The 20,044-nt window shown below is 70.9% G+C and carries 21 protein-coding genes and 2 pseudogenes; 10 read left to right on the forward strand and 13 right to left on the reverse strand.

The annotated features are described in order from the left end of the window. Positions 1-29 precede the first annotated feature (29 nt). Complete coding sequence (locus tag H0S67_RS18160; protein WP_180934179.1) at positions 30-344, forward strand: hypothetical protein; 315 nt, start codon at positions 30-32, stop codon at positions 342-344. A gap of 67 nt (positions 345-411) precedes the next feature. Then, a complete protein-coding gene (locus H0S67_RS18165) occupies positions 412-1,377 on the forward strand; it encodes an HNH endonuclease signature motif containing protein (protein ID WP_180934180.1) in 966 nt (321 codons plus the stop codon). A 61-nt stretch (positions 1,378-1,438) separates the two neighbouring features. On the opposite strand, the gene H0S67_RS18170 is transcribed toward H0S67_RS18165, so the two are convergent. Then, on the reverse strand, positions 1,439-1,732 hold the full coding sequence (locus tag H0S67_RS18170; RefSeq protein ID WP_246354859.1) for an SRPBCC family protein: 294 nt from the start codon (positions 1,730-1,732) through the stop codon (positions 1,439-1,441). A gap of 204 nt (positions 1,733-1,936) precedes the next feature. Here H0S67_RS18170 and H0S67_RS18175 point away from each other — a divergent pair, with 204 nt between their 5' ends. Then, a complete protein-coding gene (locus tag H0S67_RS18175) occupies positions 1,937-3,592 on the forward strand; it encodes a phospho-sugar mutase (protein WP_180934181.1) in 1,656 nt (551 codons plus the stop codon). Between the two features lies 1 nt (position 3,593). Here the strand turns inward: H0S67_RS18175 and H0S67_RS18180 are convergent, their stop codons facing one another. Then, complete coding sequence (locus H0S67_RS18180) at positions 3,594-4,316, reverse strand: hypothetical protein (protein ID WP_180934182.1); 723 nt, start codon at positions 4,314-4,316, stop codon at positions 3,594-3,596. Between the two features lie 80 nt (positions 4,317-4,396). Here H0S67_RS18180 and deoC point away from each other — a divergent pair, with 80 nt between their 5' ends. From deoC to H0S67_RS18205, 6 genes are read left to right on the forward strand one after another with little or no spacing between them, the layout of a single operon-like run. Continuing rightward, positions 4,397-5,401 (forward strand): deoxyribose-phosphate aldolase, encoded by a 1,005-nt coding sequence (deoC, locus tag H0S67_RS18185; protein ID WP_246354860.1) that lies wholly within the window; start codon positions 4,397-4,399, stop codon positions 5,399-5,401. A 5-nt stretch (positions 5,402-5,406) separates the two neighbouring features. Continuing rightward, a complete protein-coding gene (locus H0S67_RS18190; RefSeq protein WP_180934183.1) occupies positions 5,407-6,846 on the forward strand; it encodes an aldehyde dehydrogenase family protein in 1,440 nt (479 codons plus the stop codon). Beyond that, the gene (locus H0S67_RS18195; protein WP_246354861.1) at positions 6,843-7,469 is read left to right on the forward strand and encodes an aldehyde dehydrogenase family protein; all 627 of its coding nucleotides are present in this window, start codon (positions 6,843-6,845) and stop codon (positions 7,467-7,469) included. The genes H0S67_RS18190 and H0S67_RS18195 overlap by 4 nt, the downstream gene beginning before the upstream one ends. Positions 7,470-7,510: 41 nt before the next feature. Then, on the forward strand, positions 7,511-7,711 hold the full coding sequence (locus H0S67_RS25840) for a hypothetical protein (RefSeq protein WP_246354862.1): 201 nt from the start codon (positions 7,511-7,513) through the stop codon (positions 7,709-7,711). Positions 7,712-7,725: 14 nt separating this feature from the next. After that, entirely contained in the window at positions 7,726-8,334 is a 609-nt protein-coding gene (locus H0S67_RS18200) for an ATP-binding protein (RefSeq protein WP_180934184.1), read from the forward strand. 2 nt (positions 8,335-8,336) lie between these two features. Beyond that, positions 8,337-8,909 (forward strand): hypothetical protein, encoded by a 573-nt coding sequence (locus H0S67_RS18205; protein ID WP_180934185.1) that lies wholly within the window; start codon positions 8,337-8,339, stop codon positions 8,907-8,909. Here the strand turns inward: H0S67_RS18205 and H0S67_RS18210 are convergent. Continuing rightward, the gene (locus H0S67_RS18210; protein ID WP_180934186.1) at positions 8,878-9,972 is read right to left on the reverse strand and encodes an adenosine deaminase; all 1,095 of its coding nucleotides are present in this window, start codon (positions 9,970-9,972) and stop codon (positions 8,878-8,880) included. The two genes, H0S67_RS18205 and H0S67_RS18210, sit on opposite strands and share 32 nt — an antisense overlap. Before the next feature lie 43 nt (positions 9,973-10,015). On the opposite strand from H0S67_RS18210, the gene H0S67_RS18215 reads away from it, so the two are divergent. Next, positions 10,016-10,468, forward strand: coding sequence for a MaoC family dehydratase (locus H0S67_RS18215; protein ID WP_180934187.1), 453 nt, complete (start codon positions 10,016-10,018; stop codon positions 10,466-10,468). Between the two features lie 18 nt (positions 10,469-10,486). Here H0S67_RS18215 and H0S67_RS18220 read toward each other — a convergent pair whose 3' ends face one another. The 10 genes and pseudogenes from H0S67_RS18220 to H0S67_RS18265 all read right to left on the reverse strand — a co-directional run bounded on the left by H0S67_RS18220 (position 10,487) and on the right by H0S67_RS18265 (position 19,947). Beyond that, positions 10,487-11,773 carry a thymidine phosphorylase gene (locus H0S67_RS18220; protein WP_180934188.1) on the reverse strand — a complete coding sequence of 429 codons (1,287 nt, stop codon included), beginning with the start codon at positions 11,771-11,773 and terminating at the stop codon, positions 10,487-10,489. A gap of 37 nt (positions 11,774-11,810) precedes the next feature. After that, positions 11,811-12,209, reverse strand: a complete 399-nt coding sequence (locus H0S67_RS18225; protein ID WP_180934189.1) for a cytidine deaminase — start codon at positions 12,207-12,209, stop codon at positions 11,811-11,813. A 2-nt stretch (positions 12,210-12,211) separates the two neighbouring features. Further along, positions 12,212-13,560, reverse strand: a pseudogene (locus H0S67_RS18235) (ABC transporter permease). Between the two features lie 37 nt (positions 13,561-13,597). Beyond that, a complete protein-coding gene (locus tag H0S67_RS25845) occupies positions 13,598-14,266 on the reverse strand; it encodes an ABC transporter permease (protein WP_425489944.1) in 669 nt (222 codons plus the stop codon). Further along, positions 14,182-14,769, reverse strand: a complete 588-nt coding sequence (locus tag H0S67_RS25850) for an ABC transporter permease subunit (protein WP_246354864.1) — start codon at positions 14,767-14,769, stop codon at positions 14,182-14,184. The genes H0S67_RS25845 and H0S67_RS25850 overlap by 85 nt, the downstream gene beginning before the upstream one ends. Then, positions 14,766-16,287: pseudogene (locus tag H0S67_RS18245) on the reverse strand (ABC transporter ATP-binding protein). The gene H0S67_RS25850 and the pseudogene H0S67_RS18245 overlap by 4 nt, the downstream one beginning before the upstream one ends. Before the next feature lie 125 nt (positions 16,288-16,412). Next, positions 16,413-17,333, reverse strand: coding sequence for a BMP family lipoprotein (locus H0S67_RS18250; protein WP_246354865.1), 921 nt, complete (start codon positions 17,331-17,333; stop codon positions 16,413-16,415). A 278-nt stretch (positions 17,334-17,611) separates the two neighbouring features. Next, positions 17,612-18,814: an amidohydrolase gene (locus H0S67_RS18255; RefSeq protein WP_180934192.1), complete on the reverse strand. Its 1,203-nt coding sequence runs from the start codon at positions 18,812-18,814 to the stop codon at positions 17,612-17,614. 66 nt (positions 18,815-18,880) lie between these two features. Next, entirely contained in the window at positions 18,881-19,057 is a 177-nt protein-coding gene (locus H0S67_RS18260; RefSeq protein ID WP_180934193.1) for a hypothetical protein, read from the reverse strand. Continuing rightward, positions 19,033-19,947 (reverse strand): ScyD/ScyE family protein, encoded by a 915-nt coding sequence (locus tag H0S67_RS18265; RefSeq protein ID WP_180934194.1) that lies wholly within the window; start codon positions 19,945-19,947, stop codon positions 19,033-19,035. Before H0S67_RS18265 ends, H0S67_RS18260 begins: the two co-directional genes overlap by 25 nt. Between the last annotated feature and the right edge of the window lie 97 nt (positions 19,948-20,044).

The following is a 20,044-nucleotide window of genomic DNA, read 5'->3' on the forward strand; positions in this document are numbered from 1 at the left end:
CGATTCCGGCGCCTGACTGTCGGTGGTCGATGCGATCATGGACACATGTTCGAAACCGATGCAGCGGAGAGCCCGTCGAGGTCGCCGACCTCGACGCCGCCGGCCTGCTCGAGGTGCTCGAGCAGCGCAAGCTGGACGCCCGAGCCGCCGAACGCGGCAAGCTGCGCATCGCCGCGCAGTGGTGCGTGGTCCACCCCGCCACCGCCGACACCGGGATCGCGACGTGGGGCGGCGCCTCACTGCTGGACGAGGACGAGTCCCTCGGCGGACGGCACCCCGGCGGTCTCCGCGTTCGCCCCCGAACCCTCGCCGCCACCCTCGGGGTGGCCACTGAGACGGGATGAAGCTGATCGCCGACGCCCTGGACCTGCACACAGCTGCCCCGCATCTGGCGCTCGTCGAATCGCTCGCGTGGAGCCGTACAAGGCCCGGCACGTCGCCCAGGCCACCCACCGCCTCTCCCGCGAGGCCGCCGCCTACGTCGACGAACAGCTCGCCGCCAGGCTGCCTCGTGCAGCTGGAAGGCGATCGAGACCGCCGTCGCCCACGCGATCGCGAAGTCACCCCGAGCTGCTCGAGGAGCGGGAGAAGCAGGGGGCAGTCCTGGCACGTCACGCTGCGCCACCCCCCCCGAGCGAGTACGCCGGCACCTCCTGGCTCGACATCACCGGCGACACCCTCGACCTCACCGCCTTCCACGACCTCGTCTGCGACCAGGCCGCCGCCTTGAAGGCACTCGGCGACACCGACGACCTGGAGGTCCGCAAGGCCAAGGCCCTGGGCGTCATCGCCGCCCAGCAGGCCCAGCTCGACCTCACCTCACTGTCGCCCGACAGCGAGGTGAGGCCCGCCGCCCCGCGGACGCCGAAGACCCGGTTCTACCTCCACCTGAACCTGGCCGACCTCGCCACCCACGGCTGCTCCGGCCAGCGACCTGGCCGCGGGCACGGTCGAGGCTCGGCGCCGCCACCATCACCCATCAAGGAGTGGGTCGGCCACTCCCAGGTCACCGTCAGCCGGTCCTCGACCTCGGCCGCACCGACGCGTCGACGGCACGAACCACCCGCGTGGATGCGCGAGCTGGTCATCCTCCGCGACGGCCACTGCGTGTTCCCCTGGTGCCACCACGACGCCCGAACCGCCGACCTCGACCACATCGACCCCTACATCCCCATCGACGAGGGCGGACCACCCGGCCAAACCATCCGGGCAACCTCCCCCCTTGTGCCGGCGACATCACCGCGCCAAGACCAGCCGACGATGGCGCTACCGACGCCGACCCGACAGCACCTACCAGTGGCACGGCCCCACGGCCGCAGCTACCTGGTCACACCCCACGGCACCCTCGAGCTCCCAGCAACTGAGCTCCACCCTTGAACGGGCCGGACCCGGCAGACCCAACGACTGCCGGGCTACCGGCCTGCCCGGGGGGCAGGGATCACGCACCGACAGGCAGCGCGAGCTGACGTCGCAGGCCGATAAGGCAGCCGGCCATCATCCGGTCGTGGTTCCAGGCGAGCAGCGGACGGCCGACGTACGACGCCCAGCCGAGCAGCCTCCCCTGGACGGTGACGTCCTGCGCGAAGTCCAGACGCGTGCCGGTGGCGGTCGGCGAGAGGTGCCAGCGGACCGCGCCGGTGAGGTCGCCGCCGACCTCGACCTCGAGCAGTGGCGCCTCCGGGAGACGGCGCGCAGGACCAGGTCGAGCGTGTAGGGCAGCGTCGAGCGGCACAGCACCCGCGCGTCGTCGGGGCCGAGCGAGGCGACGGCGACCACCTGCGGCCACCACTCGGGGTAACGCTCGAGGTCGATGAGGACGTCGCGCACGGCGTCGACGGGAGCGGCGACCTCCCAGGTCTCGCGGAACTCGTAGGACCTCACCCGCACCATCATGCCGAATCGCACCGACCCGCCGCGCAGCAGTAGCGTGCCGCCCATGACGACTATCGAGGTTGCTCCCCTGCTCGACCGCGCTCGCGCGTGGGCCGCGGAGGACCCCGACGACCGGACCCGCGCCGAGCTGGAGCGACTCATCGACGCCGTGGCGGGCGGAGCCGACGCCACCGAGCTGGCGGACCGCTTCGACGGCACCCTGGAGTTCGGGACCGCCGGCCTGCGCGGCGCCCTCGGGGCGGGCTCCAACCGGATGAACCGTGTCGTGGTGACCCGTGCCGCCGCCGGCCTGGCCGCCTACCTCAAGGACAACGGCGCCACCCGCGAGAGCAGCGTCGTCATCGGGTACGACGCCCGCCACAACTCCGACGTCTTCGCCCGCGACACCGCCGAGGTGATGACCGGCGCCGGGCTCAAGGCGTACGTGCTTCCGCGGCCGCTGCCCACGCCGCTGCTGGCCTTCGCGATCCGCGAGCTGGGGTGCGCCGCCGGCGTGATGGTCACCGCCAGCCACAACCCTCCCGAGGACAACGGCTACAAGGTCTACCTCGGCGACGGCAGCCAGATCGTGCCCCCGGCCGACGCCGAGATCGCCTCGCGGATCGCGGCGGTCGGCCCGCTCGCCGACGTGCCCCGCGGCGATGCCGGCATCACGCTGCGCGAGGACATCATCGACCGCTACCTCGACACCGTCGCCGGGCTCGCGGCCGACGGGCCCCGCGACCTCGAGATCGTCTACACGCCCCTGCACGGCGTGGGCGGCACCTCCGTCGCCCAGGTCCTCGAGACCGCCGGCTTCGACGCCCCGCGGATCGTCGCGCAGCAGGAGCAGCCCGACCCGGACTTCCCGACGGTCTCCTTCCCCAACCCCGAGGAGCCCGGCGCCATGGACCTCGCCATGGCCCTCGCCGAGACGAGCGGCGCCGACCTGGTCGTGGCCAACGACCCCGACGCCGACCGGTGCGCCGCCGCGGTCCCCGGACCGCACGGGTGGCGGATGCTGCGCGGCGACGAGGTCGGCGCGCTGCTGGCCTCCCACCTGCTCGCCGCCGGCAAGAAGGGCACCTACGCCACCTCGATCGTGTCGTCCTCCCTCCTGGGCCGGATGGCGACCGCGGCCGGGCAGCCGTACGCCGAGACGCTCACGGGATTCAAGTGGATCGGCCGCGTCGACGGGCTGGCGTTCGGCTACGAGGAGGCCCTCGGCTACTGCGTCGACCCCGAGCACGTGAAGGACAAGGACGGCGTCTCGGCGCTCCTGCTGCTGTGCGAGATCGCCGCGTCCGCCAAGGCCGCCGGCCGGAGCCTCACGGACCTGCTCGACGACATCGCGGCCGAGCACGGCCTGCACGCCACCGACCAGCTCTCGGTGCGGGTCACCGACCTCACGGAGATCGCCGCCGCGATGGACCGGCTCCGCGCCACCCCGCCCACCGCGCTCGGCGGGTTGGCCGTGGAGCGGGTCGACGATCTCGCCGAGGGCTCGGCCGACCTGCCGCCCACCGAGGGCCTACGCTACCGGCTGGCCGAGGGCGGGCGCGTCATCGTCCGGCCGAGCGGCACCGAGCCCAAGCTCAAGTGCTACCTCGAGGTCGTCGTCCCCGTGAACCCCGAGGACGGCGTCGAGGCAGCGCGCATCTCCGCCGCCGGCCGCCTCGACGCGCTGCGCAACGACATCAAGGCCGCCGCGGGCATCTGACTCAGAAGAACAGCGACACCAGGAAGGCCGCGACGAAGGCCCCGAGCCCGGCGATCTCCGGCCAGGCCCAGGCCCGGCGTACGCCGGTGGCCAGGGCGGCCTGCTCGTCGGAGAAGCGACGCACGCCGTGCTTGACGCACGCGGCGTCGGAGAGCTGGATGATCCGCTCCTCCACGTAGAGGGGGTACGACGCGGACGCGGTCCGGGCCGCCGCCTTGCCGCCGTGCCGGGGGCCGGACCGGTCGGGCCCGCCGTGCTCGGTGCCGCGGTCACTGGTGCTGCCCTGCCCGAGGACGGACAGGCCGGGGTGCACGCCCATGCCGTGCTCCTGGGTGCGGGGGCCCTTCACGGTCTGGCGCAGGGTCCGCCCGATGGCCGGCGAGACGAACCGGCGCTCGCCGGCGGTCACCGACAGCACCTGGCGGACCACGACGGTCTCGATCGCCACGAGCGGGATCCACACGGTGTGCAGCATGTTGCGCATCACCAGGTCCTCAGCCGTCGCCCAGACGTGGGGACGGAGCAGCGCGGCCCAGACGAGGACCCCGAAGGCGGCCGCGCCGAAGATCAGCGACAGCGCGTAGCCGTGGTGGATGTCCATGATGCCGACGACCACCATGCTCGCCGCCAGGATGAGGCCGAGGATGCCCATCACGTGGCCGCTGGTGGCGTGGAAGCGTTCGACGGGCTTCTCGACCGTCCCCGGGCTGTTCGGGTCGCTCACGTCGCACTCCTGTCCACGGGGCCTCCGACGGCCCACACCTCAATTGCCTTGCACCGGCGGTTCAACCCTATGCTGGGCCGGTGACAAGCTCCCCCACCACTGCCATGCCCACGGGCCAGGGGTCGAGTGCAACCGGTGCCCCGGTGGTGTCCGCGGACTTCTCCGACATCACGAGAACGGACGCGTCGCTGCGAGGGTTCCTGCACGGCCTTCCCGGCGTCGACCAGGTCGGCGCCGAGGCCCGCGCGGCCTCCCTCGGCACCCGCTCGATCAAGACGACGGCCAAGGAGTTCGCGATCGACCTCGCGATCCGGATGGTCGACCTGACGACGCTCGAGGGCCAGGACACGCACGGCAAGGTCCGCGCCCTCGCGGCCAAGGCGATGCACCCGGACCCGGCCGACCCGACCTGCCCGATGACCGCCGCCGTGTGCGTCTACCCGGACATGGTCGCCACGGCCAGGGAGGTCCTCGGCGACAGCGGCGTCAACGTCGCCGCCGTCGCCACGGCGTTCCCGAGCGGTCGCGCCGCCCTCGACATCAAGCTGGCCGACACCAGCGACGCCGTCGAGGCGGGGGCCGACGAGATCGACATGGTCATCGACCGTGGCGCGTTCCTCTCCGGCCGCTACAAGGACGTGTACGACGAGATCGTCGCCGTCCGCGAGGCGTGCGGCCCGGCCCACCTGAAGGTCATCTTCGAGACCGGGGAGCTCCAGACCTACGACAACGTCCGTCGCGCCAGCTGGCTGGCGATGATGGCGGGCGCCCACTTCATCAAGACCTCCACCGGCAAGGTCCAGCCGGCCGCGACGCTGCCGGTCACCATGATCATGCTCGAGGCGGTCCGCGACTTCCGCGCGCAGACGGGCCAGATGGTGGGCGTGAAGCCCGCCGGCGGCATCCGCACCAGCAAGGACGCCATCAAGTACCTCGTGATGGTCAACGAGGTCGCCGGCCAGGACTGGCTCGACCCCGACTGGTTCCGCTTCGGCGCCTCCACGCTGCTCAACGACCTGCTGATGCAGCGCACCAAGATGAAGACCGGGCGCTACTCCGGTCCCGACTACTTCACGCTGGACTGATGTCAATGACGAGCCCCTTCGAGTACGCCCCCGCCCCCGAGTCGCGCAGCATCGTCGACATCAAGCCGTCGTACGGCCTGTTCATCAACGGTGAGTTCGTCGACGGCCACGGCAAGGCCTTCAAGACCATCAGCCCCGCCACCGAGGAGGTGCTGGCCGAGGTCGCCGAGGCCGACGAGGCCGACGTGGAGAAGGCCGTCAAGGCCGCCCGCAAGGCCTACGACAAGGTCTGGGGCCCGATGCCCGGCCGCGAGCGGGCCAAGTACCTCTACCGCATCGCCCGGATCATCCAGGAGCGCGGCCGCGAGCTGGCAGTCCTGGAGTCCCTCGACAACGGCAAGCCGATCAAGGAGTCCCGCGACGTCGACATCCCGACCGTCGCGGCGCACTTCTTCTACTACGCCGGCTGGGCCGACAAGCTGGAGTACTCCGGCTTCGGCAGCACCCCCCTCGGCGTCGCCGGCCAGGTCATCCCGTGGAACTTCCCGCTGCTGATGCTGGCATGGAAGATCGCGCCGGCCCTCGCCTGCGGCAACACCGTCGTGCTCAAGCCGGCCGAGACCACGCCGCTGACCGCCCTGCTCTTCGCCGAGATCTGCCAGCAGGCCGACCTCCCGCCGGGTGTCGTCAACATCGTCACCGGCGCGGGTGACACCGGCCGTGCACTCGTGTCGCACCCGGACGTCGACAAGGTCGCCTTCACCGGCTCCACCGACGTCGGCCGCGCGATCGCCAAGGCCGTCGCCGGCACCGACAAGAAGGTCACCCTCGAGCTGGGCGGCAAGGCGGCCAACATCGTCTTCGACGACGCCCCGATCGACCAGGCCGTCGAGGGCATCGTCAACGGCATCTTCTTCAACCAGGGCCACGTCTGCTGCGCGGGCTCCCGCCTCCTGGTCCAGGAGTCGGTGGCCGAGGAGGTCCTCGACCGCCTCAAGCGCCGCATGTCCACGCTGCGCGTGGGCGACCCGCTGGACAAGAACACCGACATCGGCGCCATCAACTCCGCCGAGCAGCTGGCCCGCATCCGCGAACTGTCCGACATCGGTGAGGCCGAGGGAGCCGGCCGCTGGTCGCCCGCCTGCGACCTTCCGAGCAACGGCTTCTGGTTCCCGCCGACGCTCTTCACCGGCGTCACCCAGGCGCACCGGATCGCCCGCGAGGAGATCTTCGGCCCGGTGCTGTCCGTGCTGACCTTCCGCACCCCCTCCGAGGCGGTCGAGAAGGCAAACAACACGCCGTACGGCCTCTCGGCCGGCGTGTGGACCGACAAGGGCTCGCGCATCCTGCACATGGCCAACCAGCTGCGTGCCGGCGTGGTGTGGGCCAACACGTTCAACAAGTTCGACCCGACCAGCCCCTTCGGCGGCTACAAGGAGTCGGGCTACGGCCGCGAGGGTGGCCGTCACGGCCTCGAGGCCTACCTGAAGGGTGGCGTGAAGTGAGCCGCATCGACGTGCGCAAGACCTACAAGCTCTACATCGGCGGGGCGTTCCCCCGCTCGGAGTCGGGCCACTCCTACGTCGTCCACGACTCGAAGGGAGCCTTCGTGGCCAACGCCTCCCTCGCCTCGCGCAAGGACGCCCGTGACGCCGTGATCGCGGCCCGCAAGGCCTTCGGCGGCTGGTCCGCCCGGACGGCGTACAACCGCGCGCAGATCCTCTACCGCGTCGCCGAGGTCATGGAGGACCGCCGCCCGCAGTTCGTGCAGGCCGTGGTCCAGTCCGAGGGGCTGAGCTCCGCCAAGGCCGAGCGGGTCGTGGACGAGGCGATCGACCGCCTGGTCTGGTACGCCGGCTGGGCCGACAAGATCACCCAGGTCGTCGGCGGCGCCAACCCCGTCGCCGGCCCGTTCTTCAACATCTCCACCCCCGAGCCCACCGGTGTCGTCGCCGTGCTCGCGCCCCAGCAGTCGAGCCTGCTCGGCCTGGTCAGCGTCGTCGCCCCGGCGATCGTCACCGGCAACACCGTGGTCGTGGTGTCGTCGTACGAGCGGCCGCTGCCCGCGGTCACCTTCTCCGAGGTGCTCGCGACGTCCGACGTGCCCGGTGGCGTGGTCACATCCTGACCGGCTCCGCCGCGACGATCGGCCCGTGGCTGGCCGGGCACATGGACGTCAACGCGCTCGACCTGACCGGCATCGCGGGCGAGGCCGCCCTGGCGAAGGACCTCGAGGTCGCCGCCGCCGACAACCTCAAGCGGGTACGCCGGGCCCCGGCCGGGGAGCCCGACTGGACCCGTGACCCGGGCACCGACGCGATGACGGCGTTCCTGGAGACCAAGACCGTCTGGCACCCGATCGGCGTCTGAGGACACCCGGACTGGTGCGCGCGCAGGTCATCGTCCTTGCCGGCCCCTCAGGGGCCGGCAAGTCCCGGCTCGCCGAACGCCTCGGCCTGCCGGTGCTGCGGCTGGACGACTTCTACAAGAACGGCGACGACCCCACCCTCCCCCGCATCACGGAGGGGGCCAACGCCGGCATCGTCGACTGGGACCACCCCGACTCCTGGCTGCACGACGACGCCCTGGCGACCCTCGACCAGCTCTGCCGCGAGGGTCGCGCCGACGTGCCGGTCTACGAGATCGCCCGCGACGGGCGCTGTGGCTGGACGACCCTCGACCTCGGTGACCACGAGCTGTTCGTGGCCGAGGGGATCTTCGCCGAGTACGTCGTGGGCGCCTGCCGCGAAGCTGACCTGCTGGCCGAGGCGTACTGCGTGCGCCAGCACCCGGCCGTGACCTTCTGGCGCCGGCTCACCCGGGACCTGCGCGAGCACCGCAAGCCACCGCTGGTGCTGGTCCGCCGCGGGCTGGCGCTGATGCGTGACCAGCAGCGGGTGGTGGCCCGCGCCGTCGCGCTTGGCTGCCGACCGGTCACGCCGGAGGAGGCCCGCGACGGCATCGGCCGACTGGCCGCGTTCGAGGTGCACTGAGCATGCTGCTGCGCCAGCCGGACCCCACCACCTGCGGCTCCTGCTGCGCGATCCGGGCCCGGATGGTGCTCGACGGAGGGTACGACGCGTGGGTGCGCGCAGAGGTCGGCGGGACGAAGTTCCGCGAGGAGGCCCTGGCGGCGCATCGTCGCACCAACCGGCCGGTCGACGCCCACGGGCGGCTGCAGCTACCGTGGCCGCTGGCGCTGGGCACCTCACCCTGGGCCCTCGCGCGCGAGCTCTCGCTGGTCTCCGGCACCCGCTACGTGGTCCGGCCGGTACTGTCCTGGCGCCGCGACGCGGCGCACCGCCGCATTCGCGACGCCGTCGCCCACGGTCACCCTGTGCCTGTCTACATCGGGGATGCGATGACCGCCCGGCACGTGGTCCTGGCACTGCCGGATCCCGGCGCCGACGATGCACTGCCCGTCTACGACCCGGCGTCCGGTCGCGACGTGCGCGTCTCCCGCGACTCATGGACGCAGGCCCGGCTCGGGCTCTCTGGTTGGGACCGGCCGTGGTTCCTGGTGCTGCCGGCCGGTCTCAGCCCTGCAGCGCGGCGTACCCGGGCTTGATCACGTCGTCGATGATCGCGAGCCGCTCGTCGAAGGGCAGGAACGCCGACTTCACCGCGTTGATCGTGAACCACCGCAGGTCGTCGAGGGTGTAGCCGAAGGCCTCCACCAGCGACCACATCTCGTCGGTCATCGACGTCTGGCTCATCAGCCGATTGTCGGTGTTGACGGTGACCCGGAAGCGCAGCTTCGTCAGCAACCCGATCGGGTGCTCGGCGATCGACGGCGCGGCGCCCGTCTGGATGTTGGAGGCCGGGCACATCTCCAGCGGGATCCGCATGTCGCGCACGTACGCCGCCAGGCGGCCCAGCTCGACGGTCCCGTCGTCGGCGACCGTGATGTCGTCGATGATCCGGACCCCGTGCCCGAGCCGGTCGGCGCCGCACCACTGGATCGCCTGCCAGATCGACGGCAGCCCGAAGGCCTCGCCGGCGTGGATGGTGAAGTGGGAGTTCTCGCGCTGGAGGTACTCGAAGGCGTCGAGGTGCCGGGTGGGCGGGTAGCCCGCCTCGGCGCCGGCGATGTCGAAGCCCGCCACGCCCCGGTCACGCCACGCCACGGACAGCTCGGCGATCTCCCTGGACCGCGCCTGGTGCCGCATCGCGGTGAGCAGCTGGCGGACCACGATCCGGCCCCCGGCCGCGGCGATGCCCTCGTCGAAGCCCTGCTGCACGGCGGCCACTACCTCGTCGAGGGTCAGCCCCTGCGACACGTGCTGCTCAGGGGCGTAGCGGATCTCGGCGTACACCACGCCGTCGGCGGCGAGGTCCTCCACGCACTCCCGGGCCACCCGCGTGATCGCCGGGCCGTTCTGCATCACGGCCACGGTGTGGTCGAAGGTCTCGAGGTAGCGCTCCAGGGAGCCGGAGTCCGCGGCCGCGGCGAACCACTGCCCCAGCGACTCCGCGTCGTCGGCCGGCAGCTCGTGGCCGATCCCACGGGCCAGCTCCAGCACCGTCGCCGGGCGCAGCCCGCCGTCGAGGTGGTCGTGGAGCAGGACCTTGGGTGCCCGAAGCACCTGGTCTCGGGTCGGGACGGTAGGTTCCGTGACGGCGGCTGTCATGCCGTCATCCAACCATCAGAGCAGCCAACCGATGGAGGCAGACATGCGCGTCTTCACCACCCTGGACGAGGTGGCGGCCGCGGCCGGCGAGGAGATCGGCACCAGCGACTGGGTGCTCATCGAGCAGGAGAGGGTCGACAAGTTCGCCGAGGCGACCGACGACCACCAGTGGATCCACGTGGACGTCGAGCGCGCCAAGGAGGGCCCCTTCGGCGGCACGATCGCGCACGGCTACCTGACGCTCTCGCTGCTGCCCATGCTGGGCAGCAGGATCTACGACCTCCAGACACCCGGCGCGAAGCTCAACTACGGGCTCAACAAGGTGCGCTTCCCGACCCCGGTCAAGGTCGGTGCTCGCATCCGCGCCACGGTCACCTTCGCGCAGGTGACCGACGTGCCCGCCGGCAAGCAGCTGACGATGAACTACGTCATCGAGATCGAGGGCGAGCCGAAGCCCGCCTGCATCGCCGAGTTCCTCGTACTGCTGCTGCCCTGACCCTCCGGCTGTCCGGGTTCAGCCGATCCGGTCGATGACCAGCGGCGTGGGGTCGTACGCCGCGTTGTCGGCGTCGATGTCGTAGCCGCCCTCGAGCGAGGCCAGCGCGCGTTCGAAGCGCTCCGGCTCGTCGGTGAGCAGCGTGAACAGCGGCTCGCCCTCCGCGACCTTGTCGCCCGGGCGCGCGTGCCAGACCACGCCCGCGCCGTCCTGCACGGCGTCTCCGGCCTTGGCGCGCCCGGCACCGAGGCGCCACGCGGCCATGCCGACCGCCATCGCGTCCAGCCGGGTGAGCACGCCGGAGGCAGGGGCGCCCACGACGTGCTGCTCGCGCGCCTCGCGCATCGGGGCGTCGGGGTCGCCGTCCTGGGCGCGGACCATCGCCCGCCACACGTCCATCGCGGAGCCGTCGGCGAGCTTGTCGGCGGGGTCCACGTCGGTGACACCGGCGCCGGCGAGCATCTCGCGGGCCAGCGCCAGGGTCAGCTCGACCACGTCGGCCGGGCCGCCCCCGGCCAGCACCTCGACGGACTCGGCGACCTCGATCGCGTTGCCGGCGGTGCGGCCCAGCGGCGTGGACATGTCGGTGAGCAGGGCGACGGTGCGCACCCCGGCGTCGGTGCCGAGCTCGACCATGGTGGTGGCCAGCTCGCGGGCGCGGTCGACGTCCTTCATGAACGCGCCGGTGCCGACCTTGACGTCGAGGACCAGCGACCCGGTGCCCTCGGCGATCTTCTTCGACATGATCGACGAGGCGATCAGCGGGATCGCCTCGACGGTCGCGGTGACGTCACGCAGGGCGTAGAGCTTCTTGTCCGCCGGCGCCAGCCCGTCGCCGGCGGCGCAGATCACCGCGCCGACCGACTCGAGCTGGGCGAACATCTCCTCGTTGGTCAGGGCCGCACGCCAGCCCGGGATGGACTCGAGCTTGTCCAGCGTGCCGCCGGTGTGGCCCAGACCGCGGCCCGAGAGCTGCGGCACCGCCACGCCGCAGGCCGCCACCAGCGGGGCCAGCGGCAGGGTGATCTTGTCGCCCACGCCACCGGTGGAGTGCTTGTCGGCCGTGGGCCGCGACAGGGTCGAGAAGTCCATCCGCTCCCCCGATGCGATCATGGCGTCGGTCCAGCGCGAGATCTCGCGACGGTTCATCCCGTTGAGCAGGATCGCCATCGCCAGCGCCGACATCTGGGCGTCGTCGACCGCGCCCCGGGTGTAGGCGTCGATCACCCAGTCGATCTGGCTGTCGCTCAGCTCGCCTCGGTCGCGCTTGGCCGTGATCACCTCGACGGCGTCGTGCTGCGGCATGTCTCCCTCTCGTTCGCCCGCGTGGGGCAGGTCCAGGTCAGTGGAGGTCGTCGGGGCCGAAGGCCTGCGGCAGGACCTCGGCCATCGTGCGCAGCCCGTGCGGGGTCATCAGCACCAGGTCGTCGCCGCCCTGCTCGAAGAGCAGCTGGCGGCAGCGGCCGCAGGGCATGATCACCTCGCCCGAGCCGTTGACGCACACGAAGTGGGTCAGCCGGCCCCCGCCGGTCGCGTGCAGCTGCGACACGACGCCGCACTCGGCGCACAGCGTGACGCCGTACGCCGCGTTCTCGACGTTGCAGCCGACCAGCAGCCGCCCGTCGTCCGCGAGCGCCGCGGCGCCCACGTGGAAGTTGCTGTACGGCGCGTAGGCGTGCCCCGCGACCTCCACGGCGGCGTCCCGCAGGGACTCCCAGTCGACGCTCGACCCGTCGGTCACGATCAGCTCTTCACGTACGGCTCGCCGTCGGCGGCCGGCGGGCGGACCCGACCGACGAAGCCGGCGACCGCGATGATCGTGGCGAGGTACGGCGAGGCCCGCAGCAGCTCCGGCGGGAACTTGCCCAGCAGGGCCAGCTGGCTCTGCAGGGTCCACATGAAGCCGAAGAACAGTGCCGCGAGCGAGGCCCAGATCGGGTGCCAACGACCCATGATCACCGCGGCCAGCGCGATGAAGCCGTTGCCGGCCGAGGCGTCCTGGTCGAAGGAGCCGGTAGAGCCGACGGTGAAGTAGGCGCCGCCGAGGCCCGCGAAGACGCCGCCGAGCAGCACCGCCTGCCAGCGGATCCGGTTGACCTTGATGCGACCGTGTCGGCGGCCGTCGGGTGCTCGCCCACCGAGCGGACCCGCAGGCCCCACCGGGTCTGGAAGAGCAGCACGGTCACGAACGCCACCGAGATGTACATCAGGTAGACCAGCAGCGTCTGGTTGAACAGCGTCGGCCCGATGACCGGGATCTTCGTCAGCGAGGCGGCGATCGGCGAGAGCACCGGCATGTTCGCGTCCGGCATCGGGGCCAGGATCAGCGGCTCGTTGAGGTAGGACTTGATCGACGGGTCGTCCGGGATCTGGCTCAGCAGGAAGTTCGTGAGACCGGTCGCCAGCGCGATCAGCACGACGCCGAGCACGACCTGGTTGACCTGGTAGCGCAGCGCGAACACCGCGAGCAGGGCCGCGATCCCGACACCGGCGACGATGCCGCCGAGCAGGCCCATCTCCGCGCTGTAGAAGGCGCTGGAGGCCACCGAGGCGAAGAACGCCCCGGTGAGGAACTGGCCCTCGATCGCGATGTTGATGACACCCGCGCGTTCGCACAGGCAGCCGGCCAGGGCGCCGAACACCAGCGGCGTCGCCAGCTTGACCGTGCCCGGCAGCGGATTGACTATCACCAGCGTGCCGGCAAGGGAGTTGGTCTGGTCGGCGTAGGACCAGACGATGAAGCCGACGAAGAAGGCGACGCCCACCACGACCGAGATCAACGCGCCCAGGGCCCCTCGGGGGATCTTGTTGATCGCCGCCGCGCCCGTTGCCAGCAGCGCGACCCCGAAGCAGGCCCAGACCACCGCCAGCCCGTTGAGGTCCTTGGGCGGGTTGTCCTGGCTCACCGTGTCACCGAGCGTGTAGGACACCGTCGCGTTCGAGATGTCGAGGGCGAACCACAGGAGCAGCAGCGCCACGATCGCGAAGACCACGACGAGCTTGACCTGGCGTCGTACATCGGCGCGGTCACGGACGTCGACGACGTCCGCCTGCTCAACCTCAGTCACAACTGCGGCGCTCATCCGCCCCATCCCTTCGCCATCACGGTCTTGTTCTCGTCGGTGGACTTCATCCGCATGATCCCCTGCACCAGCGCGGTGCCGCCACGAAGAGCACGATGAGGGCCTGGAGGATCTGGGTGAGCTCCTTGGGCGTCGCCGCGGGGCTCGCCTGCATCGCCACGCCGCCGACGCTGAGTGCGCCGAACAGCAGGCCGGCCAGGACCGTGCCGATCGGGGTGGCCCGGCCCAGCAGCGCGACGGTGATCGCGTCGAAGCCGATCGAGCCGGCCATGGTCGGGCTCAGCGAGTCGTGGTGCCCCAGGATGCCCATCGTGGCCGCGAGGCCTGCCAGGGCACCGGCGATGATCATCGCGGCCGTGTAGACGGCCGGGACGTTCATGCCCGCCGTGCGCGACGCGTCCGGGTTGGCGCCGACGGCCCGCATCTCGAAGCCGAGGGTGGACCGGTTGAGGATCCACCAGACCAGCACCGCCGCCAGGAACGCGGCGAGCACGCCGAGGTGGAGGTTCCCGATCGACGGGAAGGTGGCCGAGTCGTTCACCGGCGGCGACTGGGTGTTGTCGCTGCCCGGGCGCTGGAAGGCGTTCTTGCCCAGGCAGTAGATCAGCAGCGCCGCGGCGAGGTAGTTCATCATGATCGTGGTGATGACCTCGTGGGCACCCGTGCGGGCCTTGAGCACGCCAGCGATGCCGCCCCAGAGCGCGCCACCGAGCATGCCGGCCACGAGCGCGGCCAGCAGGTGGATGCCCGGGGGCAGGTCCCAGGTGAAGCCGACGTACCCCCCGCCAGCGCACCGAGGATGAGCTGGCCCTGGGCACCGATGTTGAACAGGCCGGCGCGGAACGCCAGCGTCACGCCCAGGCCGGCGCAGATCAGCGGCGCCGAGCGCACCAGCGTGGTGCCCATCGCGGAGGTGGAGCCCACCGAGCCGGTGAGCAGCGCCCAGTAGGACTCGCCGACGGCGTGGGCGGCCTCGGAGAAGAAGTCCCAGGGGTAGGAGAAGAAGTACGGCAGGGTCTCGAGGACGGCCTGGCTGGAGAAGGCGATCAGCACCGCGCCGATGAGCAGCGCCAGGACGAACGCGGCGATCGTGGTCTTGACCGTCGGGATCCAGTCGGCGGCGGCGATCGGGCGGCGGGTCGGCTTCTGCTCGGCGGTCCCGGGTGCCTGGACGTCCTCGGGCTCGGGTGCGGCCTGGGTCTTGGGTTCGGTGCTCATCTCGTTGCCTCTGCTGCCTCGGCGGGAGCGTGCGCACCGGCCATCATCAGGCCGATCTCCTCGCGGGCGATGTCGGGGGTGACGGTGCCGACGATGCGACCGTCGTACATGACGGCGATCCGGTCGGACAGGGCGTAGATCTCGTCCAGCTCGGTCGACACGATGACCACCGCCACGCCCTTGTCGCGCTCGGCGATGATCCGCTTGTGGATGAACTCGATCGATCCCACGTCGACGCCGCGCGTCGGCTGGGAGGCGATCAGGACCTTCAGCGGCCGGGAGAACTCCCGGGCCACGACGACCTTCTGCTGGTTGCCGCCCGAGAGGGAGCTGACGGTGCTCTCCATCGACTCGGTGCGGATGTCGAACTCCTCGATCCGGTGCGCGGCGTTCTCCTCGAGCGCGTCCAGCCTCAGGGCCAGGCCGCGGGAGAACTCCTTCTCGCGGTAGAGGTCGAGGACGAGGTTCTCGCGGACGGTGAACGCGCCGACGTACCCGTCGTGGGAGCGGTCCTCGGGGATGTAGCCGATGCCCTCCGCGAGGCTCTCGCGCGGGCCGTGCTTGCGGATGTCCTTGCCGTCGATGGTGATCTCGCCGGCGTCGGGCTTGACCAGGCCGAGCAGCGACTTGATCAGCTCGGTCTGCCCGTTGCCCTGGACGCCCGCGATGCCGAGGACCTCGCCGGCGCGGGCCTCGAACGAGACGTCCTTGACGACCTGGACGCCCCGCGGGTCGACGACGGTGACGTCCTTGACCTCGAGCACCGGAGCGCCGACCGCGGCGGGCTCCTTGTCGACGGTCAGCTTCACCGACCGGCCGACCATCATCTCGGCGAGCTCCGCCTCGGAGGCGCTGGGGTCGGCGGTGCCGACGACCTTGCCGCGGCGGATCACGCTGATCCGGTCGCCGATCGCCTTCACCTCGCGCAGCTTGTGGGTGATGAAGATGATCGAGGTGCCCTGCTTCTTCAGCTCGCGCATGATGCCCATGAGCTCGTCGATCTCCTGCGGCGTCAGCACCGCGGTCGGCTCGTCGAGGATCAGCACCTTCGCGTGGTTGGCCAGCGCCTTGATGATCTCGACGCGCTGCTGCACGCCGACGGGGATCTCCTCGACCAGCGCGTCGGGGTCGACCGCGAGCCGGTACGTCGTGGACAGCTCCCGCACCAGGTCGGCCGCGGCCGAGCGGTTGAGGAAGCCCAGGCCACGGGTCTGCTCACGGCCCAGCATCACGTTCTCGGCGACCGTGAAGACCGGGATCAGCATGAAGTGCTGGTGCACCATGCCGATGCCGGCGGCGATCGCGTCGCCCGGCGAGCCGAACTTCACGGGCTCCCCGTCGACGAGCAGCTCTCCCTCGGTGGGCTCGAGCAGCCCGTAGAGCATGTTCATCAGCGGACTTGCCCGCGCCGTTCTCCCCGAGGAGGCAGTGGATCTCCCGGCTCGATCGTGAGGTCGATCTGGTCGTTCGTGTGAACGTCCCGAACCTCTTCGTCAGCCCCCGGATCTCCAGCTTCATCGTTCTCCTTTGAACGTGTGACTCGCGGCCTCCCGCGGCGCGGGAACCAGAAGAGCGTAGAACGCGGGAAGCCGGGTCGGTAACTTACCGACCCGGCTTCCTGCGGTAACGAACGGGGCTGGCGGTCAGCCGACCTTCAGCGTGCCGTCGATGATCTGCTGCTTGAGCTGGTCGATCTTGTCCTTGACGCTCTGGTCGATCGTCGAGTCGGCGTCGTGGTAGGGCGCCAGGCCGACACCGTTGTTGGCCAGGGTGCCGACGTAGACCTTGTTGTTGAAGGTGCCGTCGACGGCGTCCTTGATGGCGGTCTCCACGGCGACGTCCATGCCCTTCATGACCGAGGTCAGGAGCACGTCGCAGTACTCGGCGGCCGAGACGCAGCCGTCGGTGTCGACCCAGATCGCGTGGACGCCCTTGTCCTTGGCGGCCTGCAGGCCACCGAGGCCGGCGGGGCCGGCGACCGGGAAGATGATGTCAGCACCCTGCTGGATCATGCCCTCGGCGACCGACTGGCCCTTGGACTTGTCGTCGAAGGTGTTCAGGAACGAGCCGTCCTTGCCGTTCCAGCCCAGGAGCTTGACGTTCTTGTTGTTGTCGGTGTTGTACTTCTCGATCCCCTGGCGGAAGCCCTCCATGAAGATGGAGACGGTGGGGATGTTGAGACCACCGAAGGTGCCGACGATGCCGGACTTCGACTCCGCCGCGGCGAGGTAGCCCGCGAGGAACGACGGCTCGGCGGTGTTGAAGGTGAGGCCCTTGAGGTTCTTGGCGGGCTTCTCGTAGCCGAAGTCGACGATGGAGAAGTCGATCTTCGGGTTCGCCTTGGCGGCCGCCTCGGTGGCGTCACCGAGCAGGAAGCCGACCGTGGTGATTGAGTTGCAGCCCGCCTTGACCAGCTGGTTGATGTTGTCGGCGTACTCCGAGTCGGAGTTCGACTCGACCTGGGCGGTCTGGACGCCGAGGTCTGCCTTGGCGTCGGTCAGGCCCTTGAGCGAGGTCTGGTTGAACGACTTGCGTCGAAGCCGCCGGAGTCCGACACCTCGCACGCCTTGAAGTCCGGGTGGCTCTCCGCCGGGGCCGAGCTGCTCGGCGACGACGACGGCGAGCTGCCGCTGTCGGCGTTGTCCGACGGGCGGCTGCCACAGCCGGCCAGAACAAGTGCGGCGATACCAACGATCGTCGCGGTGCGTGCCGTCTTCTTCACGGCGCCTCCTGAAATTTGTGTGGGGTCTCGAGTGCGCCAGCCGATCGCCACGCACGCCGGGTCACACTAATGGTCGAGACCCCCCATCCGGGGCCAAGCGCCGCAGAATTTCTTACGTTGTTATAGGTCGGTGACCAAAGAACCCACGGCGGCGTTCGCCAGGACCCGTGCCCCGATGCCCGTGGCGCGCTCGTCGACGCGCAGGTTGCCCTGGTGCAGGTCGTACGTCGGGCCGCCCGGCGTGCGCGTGCCGAGCCGCGCCATCGCCCCCGGGACCTGGTCCAGGAGCCAGCCGAAGTCCTCGCCGCCGAGGCTCTGGTGGGCGGTGACCCGGCCCCGCTCCCCGAGGGCCCGGTGGACGGCCCCGGACATGATCCGGTGGGAGACCACCTCGTTGACGACCGGCGGGACGCCCTGCTGGTAGACCACGTGCGCCTTCACGCCGTACGGGCGGACGATGTCGTGGACCAGCTCGCGCACCAGCGCCTCGCACTCGGCCCAGGCGACGGCGTCGAGGATCCGCACGGTGCCGGCGGTCAGGCCCCGGTCCGGGATCACGTTGGCGGCGGCGCCGGCGTTCACGATGCCCCACACCAGGCTCACGCCGGAGCGCGGGTCCAGGCGCCGGGAGAGCATCGCGGGCAGCTCGGTGGTGACCTTGGCCAGGGCGAAGGTCAGGTCCCCGGTGAGGTGGGGGCGGGAGGTGTGGCCGCCGGTGCCCTCGAGCCGGACCTCGACCCGGTCGGCCGCGCTGGTGAGCGGCCCGAGCCGGAGGCCCACCTGGCCCAGGTCGACGCCGGGGTCGCAGTGCAGGGCGAAGATCCGCTCGACGTCCGAGAGGACCCCGAGGCTGACCATGTGGAGGGCGCCACCCGGCATCACCTCCTCGGCCGGCTGGAAGAGCAGCCGGACGCGCCCGGGCAGCAGGCCGCGGGCATGCACCTCGCCGAGCGCCTGGGCGGCGCCGACCAGCGCCGCGGTGTGGACGTCGTGGCCGCAGGCGTGGGCGACACCGGGGACGGTGCTGGTCCACGGGTCGGTGGTGGCGTCCTGGACCGGGAGCGCGTCGAGGTCCGCCCGCAGCGCGACCAGCGAGCCGCTGTCGCCGAGGTCCGCGACCAGGCCCGTCTGCGGCAGCCGGGTGACCCGCCAGCCGGCCTTCTCGACCGCCGCGGCGACCAGGTCGCCGGTCCGGGTCTCGGCCCAGGAGAGCTCGGGGTGGGCGTGCAGGTCACGGCGCAGCTCGACCAGCTCGTCGTCGTTGGTGGCGACGACCGAGTCGATGACGGAGGCTGCGGCGTCCACGGGCGTGTCGGAGGGCATCGGGACCGAGGTTAGTTCACCACCTCGTCCCGATGCCCTCCGGTTCAGCTCATCAGGCGCGCTGGGTCATCCGCCGAAGCGAACCAGCCTGCCTGCCGGCGTCTTGGCCAGCACGTTGGTCGTCGCGTAGACCTTGCCCTTCACGAACTCGACCGCAGCCGGCTGCACCGCCGACCGCCACGTGTGCGGCACGCTGCTGCCGTTGCGCAGCTTCGAGATCACACCGCCGAAGAGCTGGGACACGTAGACGTCGCCTCCGGGGTGACCGCCAGGCCGACCGCACCCGCGAAGCCCTTGGCGAGCAGCTCGGGTTCGGCGTTGACGGGGCTGATCGTGTAGACGCGGCTCTTCTTGCCCAGGCTGTTGTCCTCGGGACCACCGGTCAGGGCGGAGACGTAGAGCTCGCCGTGGGCGGCCTCGACGTCGGTCGGGACCGGCTCGAACCAGTACGTCAGCCCGACCGCGCACGCCGGGACGTGGTTGGCCTTCGCCGCCTTGGCCGAGATCTTGATCGGCACCGGTGGCAGCAGGATGGAGTCGGTGATGTGGCCGTTCTCGATGCGGAGGATGTCGTTGCCCGCCGCGTCGGCCACCCAGAGCGAGCCGAATCCCGAGTCCGTGGCGTACGGGTGCGAGTCGACGATGCCCTTGTACTTGACCGGGAAGCCCTTCGGGAACTTCGAGGCACAGGCCTTCTTGATGTCGCGGAAGCCGTAGGTGACGCCCGAGTCGGGGTTCTTCCTCTTCTCGTAGGCGCCGACGTTGGCCACCGTCGTGACGTGCCCTGCCTTGTCGCGCTGCAGGACCGCCTGGCGCTTCTTGCCCGTCACGCTGAACGTGACGACGCCTTCGCGCACGGACGCCGCGCCGACCTCGACCCCCTTCGGCGCCTGGAAGATCGTCTGCGGGCTGTGGCCCGGCCGGATCTTCACCAGCGAGCCTGCGAAGTTCTGGCTGACGTAGGCGGTGCCGGTGGTCGTGATGGCCGCGGTCAGCGGGCTCACGAGATGCCCGGCGATGATGGTCCGGCCTGCGCCCGCGGCGGACGCGCCGGTGGTGGTCGCGACGGCTGTTCCCGCCGCGGCGAGTGCGAGCGCCGTCAGGGCGCCCGTCATTCGGATGGTGGATTTCATCGAGTTGTCCCTCCCTGTCGATGATTCTTCAGGGATCCTTGTGGACCTCACGCGTGCCTTGGGGCTCCGGCCGCCGATTTACCCGGGACCGGGGATG

This window comes from Nocardioides ungokensis (assembly GCF_013466985.1).
GTDB classification, from domain to species: domain Bacteria; phylum Actinomycetota; class Actinomycetes; order Propionibacteriales; family Nocardioidaceae; genus Nocardioides; species Nocardioides ungokensis.

Coding starts and splice junctions, on each gene's coding strand:
- H0S67_RS18160 (WP_180934179.1), top strand. CDS start 30: ATGCGATCATGGACACATGTTCGAAACCGATGCAGCGGAGAGCCCGTC.
- H0S67_RS18175 (WP_180934181.1), top strand. CDS start 1,937: ATGACGACTATCGAGGTTGCTCCCCTGCTCGACCGCGCTCGCGCGTGG.
- H0S67_RS18190 (WP_180934183.1), top strand. CDS start 5,407: ATGACGAGCCCCTTCGAGTACGCCCCCGCCCCCGAGTCGCGCAGCATC.
- H0S67_RS25840 (WP_246354862.1), top strand. CDS start 7,511: ATGGACGTCAACGCGCTCGACCTGACCGGCATCGCGGGCGAGGCCGCC.
- H0S67_RS18205 (WP_180934185.1), top strand. CDS start 8,337: ATGCTGCTGCGCCAGCCGGACCCCACCACCTGCGGCTCCTGCTGCGCG.
- H0S67_RS18210 (WP_180934186.1), bottom strand. CDS start 9,972: ATGACAGCCGCCGTCACGGAACCTACCGTCCCGACCCGAGACCAGGTG.
- H0S67_RS18215 (WP_180934187.1), top strand. CDS start 10,016: ATGCGCGTCTTCACCACCCTGGACGAGGTGGCGGCCGCGGCCGGCGAG.
- H0S67_RS18220 (WP_180934188.1), bottom strand. CDS start 11,773: ATGCCGCAGCACGACGCCGTCGAGGTGATCACGGCCAAGCGCGACCGA.
- H0S67_RS25845 (WP_425489944.1), bottom strand. CDS start 14,266: ATGCTCGGTGGCGCGCTCTGGGGCGGCATCGCTGGCGTGCTCAAGGCC.
- H0S67_RS25850 (WP_246354864.1), bottom strand. CDS start 14,769: ATGAGCACCGAACCCAAGACCCAGGCCGCACCCGAGCCCGAGGACGTC.
- H0S67_RS18255 (WP_180934192.1), bottom strand. CDS start 18,814: ATGCCCTCCGACACGCCCGTGGACGCCGCAGCCTCCGTCATCGACTCG.
- H0S67_RS18265 (WP_180934194.1), bottom strand. CDS start 19,947: ATGAAATCCACCATCCGAATGACGGGCGCCCTGACGGCGCTCGCACTC.